Origin of the sequence: Reinekea sp. G2M2-21, from assembly GCF_015687175.1 — a bacterium.
In the GTDB taxonomy this organism is placed as follows: Bacteria; Pseudomonadota; Gammaproteobacteria; order Pseudomonadales; family Natronospirillaceae; genus Reinekea.
Genome location: NZ_JADPQG010000002.1, coordinates 198,846 through 217,212, shown reverse-complemented (window position 1 = coordinate 217,212; position 18,367 = coordinate 198,846). Strand labels below are relative to the sequence as shown.

6 protein-coding genes are annotated in these 18,367 nt (G+C 48.1%); all 6 read left to right on the top strand.

The features are described 5' to 3' along the window. Nucleotides 1-332 precede the first annotated feature (332 nt). The 6 genes from IYN85_RS09725 (at nt 333) to IYN85_RS09700 (ending at nt 18,352) form a co-directional block, all read left to right on the top strand. The gene (locus IYN85_RS09725; protein WP_196158701.1) at nt 333-737 is read left to right on the top strand and encodes a hypothetical protein; all 405 of its coding nucleotides are present in this window, start codon (nt 333-335) and stop codon (nt 735-737) included. Next, complete coding sequence (locus IYN85_RS09720; protein WP_196158700.1) at nt 730-13,023, top strand: calcium-binding protein; 12,294 nt, start codon at nt 730-732, stop codon at nt 13,021-13,023. The genes IYN85_RS09725 and IYN85_RS09720 overlap by 8 nt, the downstream gene beginning before the upstream one ends. 255 nt (nt 13,024-13,278) lie before the next feature. Continuing rightward, entirely contained in the window at nt 13,279-14,214 is a 936-nt protein-coding gene (locus IYN85_RS09715; RefSeq protein ID WP_196158699.1) for a DUF1152 domain-containing protein, read from the top strand. 83 nt (nt 14,215-14,297) lie between these two features. After that, nucleotides 14,298-14,597 carry a hypothetical protein gene (locus tag IYN85_RS09710; RefSeq protein ID WP_230390662.1) on the top strand — a complete coding sequence of 100 codons (300 nt, stop codon included), beginning with the start codon at nt 14,298-14,300 and terminating at the stop codon, nt 14,595-14,597. A 434-nt stretch (nt 14,598-15,031) separates the two neighbouring features. Next, nucleotides 15,032-16,249, top strand: a complete 1,218-nt coding sequence (locus IYN85_RS09705; protein WP_196158697.1) for an acetyl-CoA C-acetyltransferase — start codon at nt 15,032-15,034, stop codon at nt 16,247-16,249. Nucleotides 16,250-16,252: 3 nt separating this feature from the next. Further along, the gene (locus tag IYN85_RS09700; protein ID WP_196158696.1) at nt 16,253-18,352 is read left to right on the top strand and encodes a 3-hydroxyacyl-CoA dehydrogenase NAD-binding domain-containing protein; all 2,100 of its coding nucleotides are present in this window, start codon (nt 16,253-16,255) and stop codon (nt 18,350-18,352) included. Nucleotides 18,353-18,367 lie beyond the last annotated feature (15 nt).

The following is an 18,367-nucleotide window of genomic DNA, read 5'->3' as shown; positions in this document are numbered from 1 at the left end:
GAGCAAGAAATGAAAGTGAAGGGTTCAGATCAATGACACTGACCCCTTTTCTTTAAAATGTGCACAACCCACTTAAAAAATTCTAATGAAAAAATTCAAAGGGGTCAGAGCAATTGATATTTGAATTAGGTCTCCCTGTGGTCGTGATTTTATAGTCAATTACTGTGTCACGTTACCATTAATAGATTGGAGTAACTTTTGTGATTGAAGTTTTTGCATCTAATGAGCAAGAATTTAAAAGTGAAGGGTTCAGATCAATGACACTGCCCCTTTGATTAATTACATTCCCATTGGGTGTCGTTATATGAACGGAAAATATAAAGGAAGATAATATGTACAAATTCAAACCCGTTGATGATCAATTTGTCGAGAGGTTTTTCTCGCTAGTTGATCCAAAAAGTAAACTCTACTTAAAACTTAAAGCACGAGGTGGCTATTTTAATAATTACGGTCAGTGGATGAACTATGTAATTAACCCAGGAAACGGAAATTTTTTGGTAGTCGGGCCAGATGAACACCTTATGACTAAGGTAAAAAGTTTCTATTTTTGCTTCGAAGATAAGTTATACGCTATACGTATTGAATCTCCAGTGACACGCGAAGCTGAAGTTATACAGCGCCCTGACACCAATAAATTAAAAGAATTTAGGGATGAGTTAGAAGCTGCTTTCGCTGTGCATGGTTACGATGGTGTGTTGGACGGGTTTATGGCAGTGGAGATTAAAGACGATGAGTGAACTAACTGCACAACAAGCATTCAATAGATTAGGTGACAAAAACCCTGATGGTACTGCAAAAATATTTACTACTCAGGAATTATATGACCTCGTTGACCAGGTTAGTGGTAAAGTCAATAATTCAACACCAGACGATACTTACTTACTGTTCAGTGGCAAATTTACAAATGGCACGAGGGCTGTAGAAATTGCGGGTGAGTTGGTCACGAACGCTCCTGAAGGTCAGTATGTGGATGTGGGGTCTAGTGAGATAGGTTCGTTTTTAAGTTCTCAACCATTTAAACAGGCACTGAGGGACTCTATTGCCTATGAGCAGGAAGGCGTTAGATATGAAGAGCTTTCACCAGAACAGCAAAGTAGTATTGACTATAAGTTTGACGTCGCCTACGAGGGTCGCGTTGATGGTGGTAGCCGAGTAAGCTCTACTTCACTTTGGGATATTGCTTCAGAAAAATATGTAGCCGAAGCCAACGGTCACTTTAGGCTTATATTGCCGGAAGTTCCTGACCCTTCAAGTGTGTTTATTCAATCAGAGCTACCAGCACTTTTGCAAAATTCGAATATTAAGTCGATTGACGGCGTGCCTTACGCAGATGTAAAGAAGCTATTTGATAGCTATGGTATTGCAGAGATTGAAAAGGTTCTCGTTGGAAATTCGATTACACAGTTGATCGCTTCAGACATGTTTAGCGGTTTTTCATTGGACGGTATGACTCGACTAATGAACTTTGATCCTGCGAGTTTAAACACGGAAACTCTTTCTACTGCACAGGTTGAGTTGTATCAGGAGCTGCTTGGTGACGGTGGGCTGAGAGACTACCTCAAATCCTCTTATACCGTTTCACTAGACTACGCAAATAAATATGGTGGGTCAGTCCTGAATAAAATGGGCCCTGCTGCTCTTGTACTAGGAACAATGGTTGCTGTTTCTCAAGCACAAGCTGCAGAAGCAGCTGGTGATCATGAGCTCGCGAAGGGTATATTGGCTGAATTTGCAGTTGAAACAGCTGGCTCCGAAATTTTGGGATCAGCAGCAGGAGCGGTTGCAGGGCTAGGTGCTATAGCATTAGGTATCACTGGTGCACCTGCCGTTGCACTCATTATTGGCGTCGCGTTTTTGGGTGGGTATTTTGGTGAAGAAACTGCAAAAGATTTTTATAAGGCATTTTTCGGGTTCACAGTAGACCAAAAAAGAGACCTAATTGTGAGACTTGATAAACTGTTCTTCCCTGAAGGCAGTGATTCTATTAAAGCTTCTTTTCAATCGGGTGCTTTAAAGTTTGAAGATTTTAAAACAATTGACGAAACCAAACAGGAAATTCTTTCCAAAGTAAAAACCAGCGAAGCTTGGCAATATGCTCTAATGGAGTTAAACCCATTTGTTATTGAAGACGCTGACTATTCCGCTCACAAAGACAATCTGCTCGACTTCTACAATCCAGAAGCCGGGACAGGCAGTGCGACCGATGAATGGATAGATAAGAGAGCTTCTTATTTACTTCTGTTTAAACAGTACTGGCTGTCGGGCGATACTGATGGCACCTTTTCCGGGCCACTATTCTTTCCACTACCTATTCCCGGAGATATTCATTTTGTCGATGATGACGATGAGCTTTATGTCGATGGAGTCGACGGCGGAATTATCGATTCAAGGGAAATAGTATTCCATGGTGATCACTCTGGAGTGATGATTGGCGGCAAGGGTGATGATCACCTCTTTGGCATGGGTGGTGATGATATTGCCATTGGTACTGAAGGGAATGATTATATAGATGGGGGTGATGGGTCAGAAGACGAAGTCACCTACAGTAATATTGTTGACGGCGTACGGATCGATTTAGACGCCAACGTCACTAGTGACTCCAGTGGACAAGTAGGCAACACAGTAAAGTCAAAAGATGGGAGTTCGTGGGAAGACGAGTTATATCGAGTCGAAAAAATAACATTGAGCGATGCAGATGATGTCATCAATGTCAGTGAACTAACCAATGAAAGCATCAACGATTTAACTTCCGTTGACATGGGTGCAGAAGGGGAAGATGGCGATACCATCGACTTCACCAATAGTGCGAAAGCGGCAGTTGTTACTGGCCAAGGAGAAAATTCTGTATCGATCACAACCTCAGGAGATTCGCAAAGTTTAGTTGTAGAGGGTGCTGAGAATATTATAGGTTCGAGCTTCGATGACCAGATCAGTGCTAGCAATCAATCAACCGATATTTCAGGCGGTGAAGGAAACGATACATTGTCTGGGGGTGACGGTGATGACGTCATTGACGGCGGAATCGACGATGACCAAATCATGGGAGCCGGTGGCGATGACGTATTGACCGGTGGTGATGGAAATGACGTTGTCAACGGAGGTTCGGGTAACGACCAATTCATTGGAGGGGCAGGTGAGGATCTGCTGGTAGACACCGAGGGCTACGATACCTACATCGCTGGCGCGGGAGACCGAATCCTTGACGCCGATGGCAGCGGTCAAGTGTTTAACGACAATGGCAGCGGTGAAAAAGGTTTTCAATATACCGGTGGTGAGCTTATCGATGAGGATGACTCAGGCCGGTACTATCAAAATACGGACTCCGGTGAAATTTATCACTGGGATAACAACGGTGACCTGAATCTCGCAAACGGCACCAGCATCCTGAACTTCAGCAACAACGACCTAAGCATTCGCTTAAAAGGCGGTGACGATGACAACCCCGATAACCCCGATCTAGACCCACCACAGCGCCGCGACCCCATTGTGTTGGATTTAGACGGTGACGGTGTTGAAACAACCAACCAGTCCGTTCACTTCGATTTAAATTCAGATGGCTTCCGCACTCGCACCGGTTTTGTCTCGCCGGACGATGGCATTTTGTCTGTTGACTTAAACGGGAATGGTGTTATCGACAATGGTCGAGAACTGTTTGGTGACAGTACCGTATTGAACGACGGGAACATTTCACTACATGGTTTTGAAGCACTCGCGGCAGTCGATGACAACAACGATAAAGTCATCGATGAAAACGATGCGATATTCAAAAATTTGCGTGTTTGGCAAGACAAAGACGGTGATGGCGTTTCGACGCTTGATGAAATGATGACGATGGAACAAGCGGGTGTTAAGAGCATTAATATTGAACACCAATTGGATGGTACCATCCAAAACGGCAATGAGCTGTTTTATGCGTCATCGTACACTCGGACGGATGGTGATGTTCGTGATACCGCAGCGGTATTTTTCTCCGCCGATAACTACGACAGCTTTTTAGATATCGACATCGAAATTTCAGAGCTCATTAAGAGTTTGCCACAGGCATTGGGTTCTGGAAAAGTCGCCACGTTGCATCAAGCCATGGCATTGGACACAACCGGCCAGCTACAGGCCCTCGTTGAAGACTTTATCAGTGATGATGCCAACATAGGTAATACCGAGAAACTCAATGCGATATTGTTCAAGTGGGTGGGTACCGACTACATCACTGACAATACTCAGCTGCAGGCCATTCGCACGTTAGAGCGTTTTTCAGGCAGCGATGCCAATACCTTTAACGTGGGTAATTTAGGAAACCAGTTGCAAGGGTATCGCGATTATCTGAATGACCGAATGGTACGCTATGGTTTTCTAAGCAATTTCTTCACCAGTGATGTTTATGATTCTGAAGATGGTATATGGATAACAGATGATTTTGATGGCCATTTCCAACGCTATTTCGATGACCTCAATTCGATTGACCCAGCTAAGGCAGAGAAGTATCAAAAACTGTTCCTGGAAAACGAGCTGATTCAGTCAGACTTGCCATTTTATTACAACGTTGAATTGTTAGACGGTACCCGGCTGATAAAAGACACGGGGGACAGCAACACGCTCACGGGTTCTGATGTGGCGGATCAGATCGACGCTCGTGGGGGTGATGACATCATCGACGCTGGTAAAGGTAACGACAAAATCTTTGGTCGAAGTGGTGATGACACTATTTATGACGGTGACGGCAATGATGAAGTTATTGCAGGCAGTGGTAATGACATTATTCATGCAGGTTCTGGTTCCGACAAGCTAGGCGGAGGTACCGGTAACGATCGGTTCATTTTCGCCAATGGTTTTGGGCACGATGAAGTTTCTGATTTTGAAGGTGCGCAAGACCGAGTGGAATTTACCGGTGACTTCAGTTCTGAAAATGTTTCGTTTGAAAAACAAGGTAACAATCTGGTTATTCGTTTTACGAACTTAACCGATGTATTAACGGTTAGTTCGTTCTTCTTACGTAATGTTAGTTCTATTGACGAGTTTGAGTTTTCGGACGGTACAGTCTGGACAGCGGCAGAGGTTTGGGAAAAGACGCCTGGTGCGCCAAATTTCAATGCCCAAATACGAGTCTATGGAACTGAAGACGACGACACGCTTATTGGTGAGAACGGTCTTAATCAACGTATTTACGGATATGGCGGGAACGACACATTGTCCGGCGGAGTCAATAGTAATGATCACCTCTATGGCGGGAACGGTAGCGACTCTTACCTGTTTGGCCATGAATCCGGACAGGATCGTATTTATGAAAGCAAAGGGGTGGCGGGAACCGACAGAGTGATGTTGGATGAAGGTATTAGCGAAACGGATGTTGTGATCCGGTCGACTCAGAATGGCGTTATTCTGTCACTCATCGGCTCGAATGCATCGTTGACCTTCAGCAAACTTACGTCTGACTCGTTCGAGATAGAAGAAATTGTTTTTGCAGATGGCACCGTATGGGACGCTGAACAGATTTTAGCGCTTGCAAACCAATCTACAATGGGTAGTGATTATCTTGTGCAAGGCGATGATGGTCATGTTGTCGATGGGCTCGCGGGTCACGATCAAATATTTACTGGCTTAGGTAACGACACTCTTTCCGGCGGCGAAGGCAACGATACGTTGTCCTCGGGTGGTGGCACTGACGTTTTATTCGGTAACAGTGGCAACGATTTGCTATATGGCGGTGATGGCGAAGACACCCTCGACGGTGGTGCAGGTCAAGACCGCCTGGAAGGCGGTAGTGCAAACGACACATACCTATTCGGTTTCGGTGATGGCCATGATTACATCAACGATCGGGGCAGTCGTCAGCTCAATGGTGGCCTTTTTGTCGAGTTGAATAAACTGCGCTTTAAGGAGGGCGTTACCCAAGACGACGTCACGTTCTCGCGTTCAGATAAAGACTTATTGGTTTTATTGAAAGCGCCCGGAAGTGATACTACCAGTGACCAAGTAACCATTGAAGGTTGGTTTGGCGGTACGGGACATTTATCGATTCGTGAGTTTGAATTTGCAGACGGTTCACTGCTTTTACCCGATGACGTGATCGCGTTGACTGAAGCCCCTACCGAAGGCAATGACTATTTAGAAGGTTCAGCTGAGAACGATGTAATCGATGCGCTCGATGGTGACGATACTGTTTTGGGTGCGGCCGGTAACGACACACTATTGGGTGGGTTGGGTAACGATAAGCTCTATGGTGCTATCGGTGACGACAATCTTGACGGTGGTGATGGCAACGATGTGCTGTACGGTGCCGACGGCGATGACACCCTCAGCGGGGGCAAAGGCAATGATAATTTGTCCGGCGGGACTGGAGCCAATACCTACCTGTATGAAAAAGGTGATGGTAATGATGCGATCAACTTTGATCTCAACGCCTACGATACCTTGAAATTTGGCGAGGGCATTGCAGCGTCTGAGCTTCAACTTAAACGCCAGTATGGCACTTTCTATGTTACCAATGCAGATGGTGACGTGAACGTACGCTTCACCAGCGACCGTTTTAAATTCATTGAGTTTTCCGACGGCACGGTTTGGAATAGAAACGATGTTTTGCAAAAGCTAAAAACATCAGAGCTTGTTCCTGACGATGTTGAGCGTTCATTGCCTTTACCTGGCGCTGATCTGGAGTTTTTCGATACGGCGAACAATGTCGATGTTTACGCGATGGCGGCTGGTTTTGGTATCGCACGTATTCACGATGCTTCCGGAGATTTTGATGTTCTTCGCTTTAGCGGTGAAAACCCCGATAACCTGAATGCTTACCGCAAGGGTAAGGATTTTTATATTACGTTCAGCGACACCGACGACACGGTGATTATCGAAGGGTGGTATAACTCACCGGACTATCCTATTGAGCGTATCGAGTTCACCAATGGTGTGGTCTGGGAAAAGGACCAGGTAAATATACTGGCCGACAATGCTGGCGTACTGACCGATGAAATTTCCAGTATCGTTACATTAAACGAAGCAGGTGAGGTTACGGGCTCTAACAGAACTGAGGACATAACCGGATCCAGCGGAGACGATGTCATCACAGGCAAAGGCGGAAACGACTATCTTAAAGGCGGTGCCGGAAACGATACCTATCGTTATGGCATTGGTTTTGGTCAAGACACGATAGACGATAATTCTGGAACCAACGAAATAGAATTTGATGCCACCGTCACCTTAGCGGACTTAACGTTTTCGCGTACCGAGAAACATCTGTTTATATCGATGGGTAGTGATCAAATCGTCGTTAAAAACTGGTTTGTGAATAGCCCGAATATCGCCAATATTCGGTTTTCGGATGCAACGGTGTTGACGGCAGCTGATATTGCAAGCGCGGCTAACCAGGGTTCTGAATTTAATGATTTTGTGGAAGCAACCTCTGGTGACGATGTCATTGAAGGCGGTGCGGGGAATGATTCTCTCATAGGCAAAGAAGGTGCAGACCGTTACCACTTTACGGGTAGTTGGGGCGAAGATAATGTCTATGAAATTGCGGATGGAAGTCAGAATACTCTGTCTTTTGGCGCAGATGTTCTGCTTGAAAATCTGATCCTGCGTCACGTGGATGATGACCTGGTCATCACCGACACGTCGACCAATAGTTCTGTTGTTGTAAAAGATCAATTCCGACTATCTGAACGATTGATCAAAGGCCTCACCTTTGCCAATGGTGCGATTTTCACCTTAGCAGAATTAAATGCCATTCCTGTGGAGGTAATATCAGGCGCAAACACGCTGTACCTTGATGAGCATACGTCGGTTGTCAAAGTAAGCAGCGACCTGAGCTTTATTGGTGGCAGTCATGGCGGCACGACTTATCAGATCGATCGGAGCAGCGGGCATGTTGTCATTGAAGACCTCAGCAAAGACGCTAGTGCCATAGATAAAATCAAAATTACTGATGCATCTTTGACCAAAGACGATGTCGTTATTCGCCACAGTGGTGAGTTCGATTTGGAAGTGTCCATACCGGCAGATAACGTGAGTGTTATCTTTAAAAACTGGAAGCGTGAAGCTTCACTGATTGAGCTGATTGAATTTGCGGATGGTTCAACTTTGGATCAAGCCGAGATGCTTCGCTTATCGACCGTGGGTACAGCAGGTTCTGACACGATCTATGGTCGTGAAGGCGACGATGAAATAACAGGCTTGGCAGGAGTAGATAAACTCTACGGTAAAGCAGGCAATGACAAAATCTTTGGTGGCGCCGATAGAGACTGGCTATACGGCGAAGAAGGCGATGATGAGCTCTATGGTGGTGATGGGCACGATAGTCTGAGTGGCGGTATGGGTGAAGACACGCTGTTTGGTGACAGTGGGGTCGATACGCTGGATGGCGGTTCAGGTAACGATACTTTATATGGTGGTGAAGGGAATGACACACTCATCGGAGGCGACGATAACGATACCTTAGTCGGTGGTGAAGGTAGTGATGTCTTACGCGGTGGCGAAGGCGATGATCGCTACGTCTTTGGATCTGGCAGCGGATCGGATGTCATTGCGGATGATGCCGGTAAATTAACTATCGAATTGACCGACTTAAATCTGAGTGATGCGATTTTCAGACGTACCGGCAGTAATCTAGAGATCACGTTTACGACCGCAGAAAGCACCGATAAATTGACGATAACCAGCTGGTTCAATTCACCTGACTATTTCGCACGTGATGGACTCGAATTTGTTGATGCAGATGACCAAGTCATTTATTGGTCAGCGGAAGATATTGAAGCCGCCACGGTTATAGGAACTGCCGCAGACGAGAAATTGATTGGCAACGCAGGGGCAAACGACATGTTAGGTGCCGCTGGTAACGATACATTGTTTGGCCTGGGTGGCGATGACACTCTGTTGGGTGGCCAAGGTGACGACACGCTGGTCGGCGGAGACGGCAATGATACCTTAGCCGGTGGTGTGGGGGGCGATAGTCTCAAAGGTGGTGAAGGCGATGATCGTTACGTTTTTGGTTTGGGCGATGGTGCAGATTCTATTGTCGATCTGACCGGCAAGATGACCATTGAATTGACCGATTTGAACCTGAGCGACGCCGTTTTCAGACGCGCCGGCTATAACCTCGAAATAACATTCTCGACCGCGGAAAGCACCGACAAACTGACCCTAAACAACTGGTTCAGTTCGCCAGACTATTATGCGCGAGATGGAATCGAGTTTGTGGATGCGAACGATCAAATCATTCAATGGTCTGTTGAGGACATAGAAGAAGCAACCGTGAAAGGGACGTCCATTGATGAAGAGTTGATCGGAAACGCTCGTGGCAACAATCTGTTGGGTGCCGGCGGTAACGACACTTTGCAAGGGCTTGGTGGTGATGATACATACCACTACCAAAAAGGGGATGGTACCGATTCAATTATTGAGGCGTCCGGTAACGATGCACTCAATATTACCGGGTACACAATAGATGAACTCGTATTCAGACGGGAAGGTGATGATTTAATCATTTTAGACAAGGCCAGCCAGGCATTGGAGCAATCCACAGGGTCTGCTACTTCGCCAGTTGAACTTATCCGGGTTCGGAAACAGTTTGACCAGGAAAGTGAAAGTTCTGATGCATCAATCGACTCCGTAATCGTTGGCTCGACAATACTTTCTTACGCAGATATTTTGGCTCAAACGCTTAAAGGTACTGCCTTGAATGATCAGATTAAAGGTCATACGACGAACGACACCGTATACGCCGGAGAGGGCGACGATACCATTTATACTGGCGATGGAAACGACATCGTTTTCGGTGAAGCCGGGCAAGATGAGATTGTTGGTGGTTTAGGCGATGACGAACTGGATGGTGGTGCCGGTAACGACACAATAACCGACTACTCGGGAACAAATACGATTCGAGGTGGTGACGGTACCGACACCTTAAAAGGAACCGGTACCCTGCGTGGAGGAGAAGGGAACGACATCATTGATGGCACCGGTACTGTCTTCGGTGACGCTGGGGAAGATACTATAACCGGTTCGGGTGATTTGTATGGCGGCAGAGACAACGATGACATCTCTGGCGATGGAAATCTGTACGGTGAGTCGGGCAATGACACGCTCAGCGGTACAGGACGGCTGGAAGGTGGTGCAGGTGACGACACCATTACCGGTGAAGGCACGCTCGACGGAGGTGCGGGAAAGGACACGCTGTCTGGCAGAGGCACTCTAGACGGTGGGGAAGGAAACGACACCTTAACCGGTGATGCTAACTCAGCTGACATTCTGCTCGGTGGTGCTGGTAACGACACCATCTATGCTTCGAATGATGACTGGTTTTCTGGTGCCAATATTCGCAATGTCATTAACGGCGGTACTGGCGACGATACTCTTTATGGCTCCTTCGCGGCTGATACTTACCAGTTTAATTTGGGTGATGGTAATGACGTGATTATCGAAACAGTGTTGTCCGACAATCATACGTACCCTAACCAAAAAATTGCTGACAACAAGCTGGAGTTTGGAAGTGATATTGCCTTAAGCGATTTAACATTCGTTCGTCAGGAAAACGACCTGATCGTTGAACACAGTAATGGTTTGGATCAGATCACGATCCAGAATTGGTACTACCCATACACGAACAATGTTGAGCTGTTTAAAATTCAAGAATTCGTATTCTCTGATGGTCAAAAATTGAGTTATGAAGACATAGAGAATCGCGTTGTTTACCGGGGGACTGACCTGAAAGATACACTTTTTGGTTCAGGGGATCGGTCTGAAACGTTTGAAGCGGGTGCCGGGAATGACTACGTGGATGCAAAAGGCGGTGATGATATCCTCTTTGGCGAAGCCGGAGATGATCAGCTGAACGGCGGTTTGGGTAATGACATTTTGGATGGCGGTGACGGCAACGATAAATACATCTACGCGAATAACAGTGGTAATGACGTGATTCGTCAAACCGGCGATGGTAACGATGGTATTTTCTTTAGTGTTACCGGGGATAGACTGAACTACGCGAAAGATGGTAATGACCTTTTGATTACCATTGATGAAGATGCAAACCAAACCGTGCGTGTGGAAAATCATTTTGCTGGTGGCGATGCACGAATAGATTACATCGTGTTAGGCGGTGGTCAGGTCGTTCAGGCGGACGCTATTGAGCAAATCATCAATGCTGCGGGGACCGGTTTTGACCAAGTCATGACAGGTACAGAAACGGGAGAAACCCTGCAAGGTAATACCGGTAAGGATCAAATCAATGCGCTGGAAGGTGATGATGTTGTTTTCGGACTAGGTGGTGACGACGAGCTGATTGGTGGGGCAGGTAACGACACCTTGGACGGAGGAACGGGTAACGACGTACTCATAGGAGGTACGGGTAATGACACCTATTACTATCGTGCGAATTCGGGGCAGGACGTTATTGATAACACTGGTGGCGGTACTGACTCGGTGTTTTTCATTGGCATCGGTGAAAGCCAGCTGTCAACAGAGCGTGATGGTGATGACCTAATCATTCGTGTTGATGATGACACACAGCAGGAAATTCGCGTTAAAGATCACTATTTGAACGCGAATAATCAGATAGAACGAATTGGTTATGACAATGGCAACGGAGCAATCGCCGTCGTTTCCATCGATCAATTCTTAGCGTCCCAAACGGATGGTGGAGAACCTGATAATGGCAATCCTGGTGATGGCGATCCTGACACGGGCAACTCTGGTAACACTGATCCATCGTTAAACGTTGACCCGGCCGATTACGACCAGGTGATCAATGCGACCAGCAGTCAAACTCTGGGTTCCAATGGAAAAGATTACATTCGAGGTTACGACCAGGATGACCAGATTTTCGGTTTCAGCGGTAACGACTACCTTGAAGGTAATGCCGGTAACGACTATTTGTCAGGAGGCAACGGATCGTACAATGGCTCAGGTGACGACATTCTGGTTGGCGGTGCTGGCCAAGATACCTTGGTGGGCGAAGATGGAAATGACGTACTGGCAGGTGGTAGCGATAGCGATAATTACTACATTCAGGCCAACAATGGTCAGGACCTCATTATCGATACGTCAGGTGAGCAAGATGTACTGTTCTTCAATGATGTGCAAACCAGTCGATTGCATTGGTACAAAGACGGCAATGATTTGGTGATTCGGATTGATGACGATGAAACTCAACAAGTACGCGTGCAGGGGCACTTCGACGGCGCGTCTATCGAATGGGTACAGCCTGTCAACGGCGAATCGGCGATTAGTGCCGCACAAATTGCAACCTTGGTTACTGATTTACAGAGTTCAGCGGACAATGGTGATTCTGGCGAAGGCACTGACAGCGGTTCAGGCACTGACCCTGGTACCGGCACTGGAACGGGTGTGAATCCCGCTGACTTCGATCAGGTCATCGATGCCACCGGTGAGCAAACTCTGGGCAGTAACGGAACCGACTATGTTCGAGGTCATGCTTTGAAAGATCAAATCTTTGGTTTTGCAGGTAATGACTATCTGCTTGGTAACGAAGGTGATGACTATCTCTCTGGTGGAAACGGCTCGTTCAGCGGGTCCGGCGACGACATATTGGTAGGAGGTGCAGGTAACGACACCTTAGTTGGTGAGGATGGCAATGACCAACTTATTGGTGGCGCCGGCAATGATCAATACATATTCCGAGCCAATACCGGTCAAGATGTTATCGACGACTCCGAAGGCGGCACCGATTGGGTTTTCTTCAATGGTATCGGGCGAGACCAACTTAGCTGGTATCGTCAAGGGGATGACCTTCTTATCCGCATTGATGGCGATGAAAGTAATCAAGTGACTGTGACGGACCACTTCCTGGGTGGCGATCATGCAATTGAATACGTTCAACCAGGTGATGGAGGTTACGCTATATCCGCCTCCGCTATCGCCAGCATGGCTCAGGACATAACGCCAGCGGTTCAAGGTGTTGGAGTAGACAAGCTGATACAGGCGATGTCGACTTTTGATACCGACAAACCGTTTGATGCTACAAACACTCAAAGAACGACTCAAGAGGATATGTCTTTTGGCATCGCAAACGTAGGTTAGTGTTTAAGTGCATTAGATAACATTGTGCGCCTGCAATGTGTCTGACTTTAGAACCCTAGCTTTGCTAGGGTTTGTTTTTTTACTACGCTGGTGTCTTTTTTTTACAAGACATACTGTTTGGAGTACTGAAAGCTGACGCCAGTCTACACTGCCAAGGCGCTAGGTTTCTCACGATGCTCAGCAGAGAACATGAATCGAGAAGCGCTGTTGATTACCTTCAGCATGAACGTTACTCGTTAGAAAAAAGGATTTGATATGCAAGTACCATTTTTTAAAGAATTGTCGAAAGCCAAGTCTGTGCTGATTGTTGGAGCCGGAGGTGGATTTGATGTAATCAGCGGGCTCCCGTTGTTGGTTTACCTTAAGAGTCAGAATATCGAGGTAACACTCGCCAATTTGTCCTTCACCAAGCTATATGACACCAATGCGGACGAAGAGTATGAGCATGTGTTTGCTGTTAATGATGCAGCTTCAGATCTGCCTTATTTTCCGGAAAAGCGGTTGTATGATTGGTTGATCGAGAAGGACATGAGTGCGCCTATTTACGGAATTCTCTATGACTCTGGTGTAAAAAAGTTATCGGCAGCCTACCGCTATCTGATCGAAAAACATGACGTCGATACCCTGATCCTGATCGACGGAGGAACGGACAGCCTTATGTTTGGCGATGAGGCGCGGGTTGGCACAATTGTAGAAGATGCCTGTTCAATTACTGCCGCCAGTCAAATGAGTGTTGAACGTAACTTTACCGCTGCGATTGGATTCGGTGTGGAACATGACTTTAACCACTATGCCTGTCTTGAGAACATATCTACCTTAATAAAAAGTGGAGACTTTTTAGGATCGGTATCACTGACAGAACAAACGGATGAAGGCAAGGCATTTATAGACTTTGTTAACCATATCAACAGTAACATGCGCTTTAAGAGCATTGTCATTAATTCGATAAAAAGCGCGATGCTGGGCGAATTTGGAGATTATCACGCTATTGGACGTACCGCCGGAACCGTACAGTTTGTCAGTTCGTTGATGTGTATGTATCTTTTTTTCAATACGAAAGCTATAAGCGAAAATCTTAAGTTCGGTGCCGGTATTGAAGATACTGAGAGCATGTCCGAAGTTGCGAATGAGTACCGTCAGTTCCGCTATAAGGTGCGACCGCGCACAGACCGGGCCATTCCATTGAAATAATATCCAGCTACACTCAGTTTGTGCTCAAGCATTGTACCGAACATTTAAAATCTAAAACGGGATTCACTGTTATGGAAACACAAGTGACAAAATCAGTTATCGGCATGGTGCAAAATGGCGCTGTGCGCGCCGACGGTCGTTTTACCCTGACTGACGCCGAAATCAGTTTTGAACCGTTCAATAAAGAGTTCGGCCTGGGGCCGTATCACTTAGCCAAGGCCACGATAGCCAGCGCTGAGAAGTGTTTTGGTAAAGGTGCGGGCATTTTGCCGATTACGTCCGATGCCATCCGGTTGAAAATGACGGACGGGCACCATTATGAATTTGTGCTGGCTTCATCGGATCAATGGGTTGCTGAAATCAACCATTGGCTGGAAGCGTAATGACTAATGCATTGCGTCGCCGACAGGTCGTTTGTAAGTCGGAATAATAGCGTTATTTTTTTATCTCCGTAAAGAACGTTCCTCGGCTCTTTTCCTTCTTAAAAAAAAATTTGGAATGCTTTCATTTTCCATTTCCGATAAAGGCGTAAGTAACGATTTCACCTCTGGTGAAGGCCGGATCAAGGGGATCTCCCCTTGGAAAGAAAGTCCTCTAATGGATCCTCTAACGCTAGTAGCCCATGCGGAAAAACGTAGCAAATCGCTTCACTGGTGGTCTACCAGTTACCCGGCCGGATTGACTCACTCGGAAAGAACAAGCCGCAGAAACATTCTTACGTGATCACTTTTATCAATTCGCGTGATCGCTCAGGTCATTGAGAACCGGCTGAAACCCGCTAACCTGTGAGCAACAAAAACAATAAGAGCACGCTCACATGACTCACGAAGCATTGATCTTCGACGCTATCCGTACGCCGCGGGGTAAAGGTAAGCCCGGTGGTGCGTTGCACGAAGTAAAACCCATTCAGCTGGTGGCTGGCTTGATGCAGTCACTGATTCAACGAAATCCACTGGATACCGCTGCCATCGATGATGTGGTGCTGGGTTGTGTCTCGGCCGTGGGCGATCAGGGCGGTGATATCGCTAAAATCGCCAGTCTATACGCCGGTTGGGATACCAATGTGGCAGGCGTTACCTTAAACCGCTTCTGTGCCTCAGGGGCGGACGCGGTGAATATTGCGGCGATGAAAGTTCGTTCCGGTTGGGAGTCATTGGTGGTGGCCGGTGGTTTTGAATCGATGTCGCGTGTGCCGATTTTAAGTGACGGCGGACCTTGGGCGCTGGACCCACAGACAAACAACAAGACCGGTTTTCTGCCGCAGGGTATCGGAGCGGACCTCATTGCCACCTTAGCGGGCTATGATCGAGACCGGCTCGATGCCTTTGCCAGTGAATCACACCGCCGCGCGGCGGCTGCCTGGGCTGCGGGTAAAAATGCCGGTTCCGTACAGCCAGTGATGGATTTCAACGGGCAACTGATTCTCGCACAAGATGAACTGGTGCGTGCTCAAACCACGCCGGAAACCCTCGCTGCTCTCAAACCGTCTTTTGCGGGTATGGGGGAGATGGCGTTCGATGTTGTCGCTCGCGCTAAATACCCGCAGGTTGAGCGCATTCATCATGTACATCACGCCGGAAATTCTTCTGGATTGGCCGATGGCGCAGCCCTGTTGTTACTCGGCAGCGCAGCCGAAGCCAAACGCTGGAACCTTACCCCCAAGGCACGCGTGGTAGCCACCGCGTTGGTCGGAACCGACCCGACCATCATGCTCACAGGCCCGATGCCCGCTGCCGAAAAAGCGTTAAACGTGGCTGGCCTGTCTAAACACGACATCGACCTGTGGGAGATCAACGAAGCGTTCGCATCCGTTACTTTGCGTTTTATTGATGACTTCGAACTTGATCCGGCCACGGTCAATGTTAACGGCGGTGCCATCGCGATGGGGCATCCTCTTGGCGCTACCGGTGCCATGCTGATTGGCACCCTGATGGACGAACTGCGTGCACAAAACAAGCGCTATGGTCTGGTAGCCATGTGCGTGGGTGGTGGTATGGGTATCGCAACCATTGTTGAAAATCTGGTGAAGGAGTAACGCATGACCGACATACAACGAACGACGTTGGACAATGGCATTGTTGTGTTGACCCTCGACAGAGCCAACAGTAAAACCAACTTAATTGATGATGCTTTCACACTGGAATTCGACACCGTCGTCGCTGAGCTGAAAGCGCAGCAGGATTTGCGTGGCGTGATCGTTGAGTCCGCTAAAAGTACATTCGTAGCGGGTGGTGACCTGGCGTTGCTATCGACCGTAACGGATGATAACGCAAACCAGGTGATCGCCCTGTTGGATCGTTTCCGACACAGTCTGCGCGAGTTGGAAACGTTAGGGAAACCCGTGGTGGCGTGCCTGAATGGCGGCGCGTTGGGCGGTGGTCTGGAACTGGCGCTGGCCTGTCATCATCGCATTGCGGTCACCAATCCAAAGACCAAGGTCGGTTTACCGGAAGTGACTCTGGGCTTATTACCCGCTGCCGGTGGGGTCAGCCGCATCACGCGCATGCTCGGTTTGGAACAAGCCATTCAGTTTTTAACCGAAGGCCGTTTGCATTCGTTGAGCAGCGCGCAACGACTGGGCATCATCTCCCAAATGGTGACGACCGCAGACGAAGCCCGCGCCGAGGCTATCGCCTGGATCGACACGCACCCCGAATCCGTTGCACCGTGGGATGCAAATGGGTTTCGCATGCCCGGTGGTCTGCCGCAATCGCCAAAAACAGCGCAACTGCTGTCCATTGCACCGGCGATGATTCTGAAGAAAACGCAGGGCTGTTATCCGGCCGCGAATGCGATTTTATCCTGTGCAGTCGAAGGCGCGACCTTGTCGATGGACGCCGCAGGTCGGCTGGAGACGCGGTACTTCTTACCCTTGGCCAAGGGCGCGGTGTCGAAGAATCTGATCAACACGCTGTTCTTTGCCAAAAACAAATTAGAAGCCACCAGCCGCACGGATAACGCGCAAACTGTGACCACCGTCGGTGTGGTTGGTGCGGGCATGATGGGCGCAGGTATTGCCTGGGCTTGCGCCGTAAAAGGGTTAACCGTGGTGTTGGTGGATACCGATTTAGCCAAAGCCGAGCAAGGCAAAGCCTACAGTGAGTCGATAGTGCACAAACGCCTTGAACGAAAACAACTGACGGCCGAACAGGGGCAAGCCCTGCTGAATCGCATTCAACCCAGCGATTCCTTCGAAGCATTGCGACCTTGCGAGCTGGTCATCGAAGCCGTGTTCGAGGATCGCGCACTGAAAGCCGATGTTTTCCGCCAGATACAGGCAAACACTTCTGAACATGCGCTGTTGGCATCGAACACCTCCACGTTGCCGATCAGCTCGCTTGCCGACTCAGTCAATCAGCCCGAGACGTTTATCGGACTGCACTTTTTCTCACCGGTCGACAAAATGCCGTTGTTGGAAATCATCAAAGGTGAAGCGACCATTGAGGCGACTGTGCAGCGGGCGCTGGCCTTTGCGGGTCAAATTGCCAAAACCCCAATAGTGGTCAACGACGGGCGCGGTTTCTTCACCTCGCGCGTGTTTAAAACCTTCACCTACGAAGGTATGGCGATGCTGGCCGAAGGGATACCGGCAGCCGCCATTGAAAATGCTGCCTGGTTGGCGGGCTATCCGGTGGGGCCGTTAGCGGTCAGTGACGAAGTGACACTGACGTTGATGGAGCGTATTCGTCGCCAAACACAGGCCGATATGGCGGCGGAAAACCAATCCTTTGTGTGCCATCCGGGTGATGCGGTTATCGACCGTATGCTTGAGCTGAATCGGGTGGGTAAAAACAGCGGCGGCGGTTTTTATCAGTATCCGTCCGGGGCTAAAAAACAGTTATGGTCGGGCTTGGCCGAACACTTTGGTGGTCAGGCGTCGTTTGATCTGCAAACGCTGAAAGATCGTTTTCTCTATATCCAAAGTATTGAAGCATTCCGTGCGCTGAACGATGGCATTGTCACCAGTAAAGACGAAGCCAATGTCGGTTCCATTCTTGGTTTTGGTTATCCCGCTTGGACGGGTGGGGTTATACAGTTTGCGCACCAAACCGGGTTGGCTAACTTTGTGGCGCGCGCCCATGAACTTGAACAACAGTGCGGCGAACGTTTCAACGTGTCGTCGATGCTGATCGAATAAAAAAAGGAAAGTCCG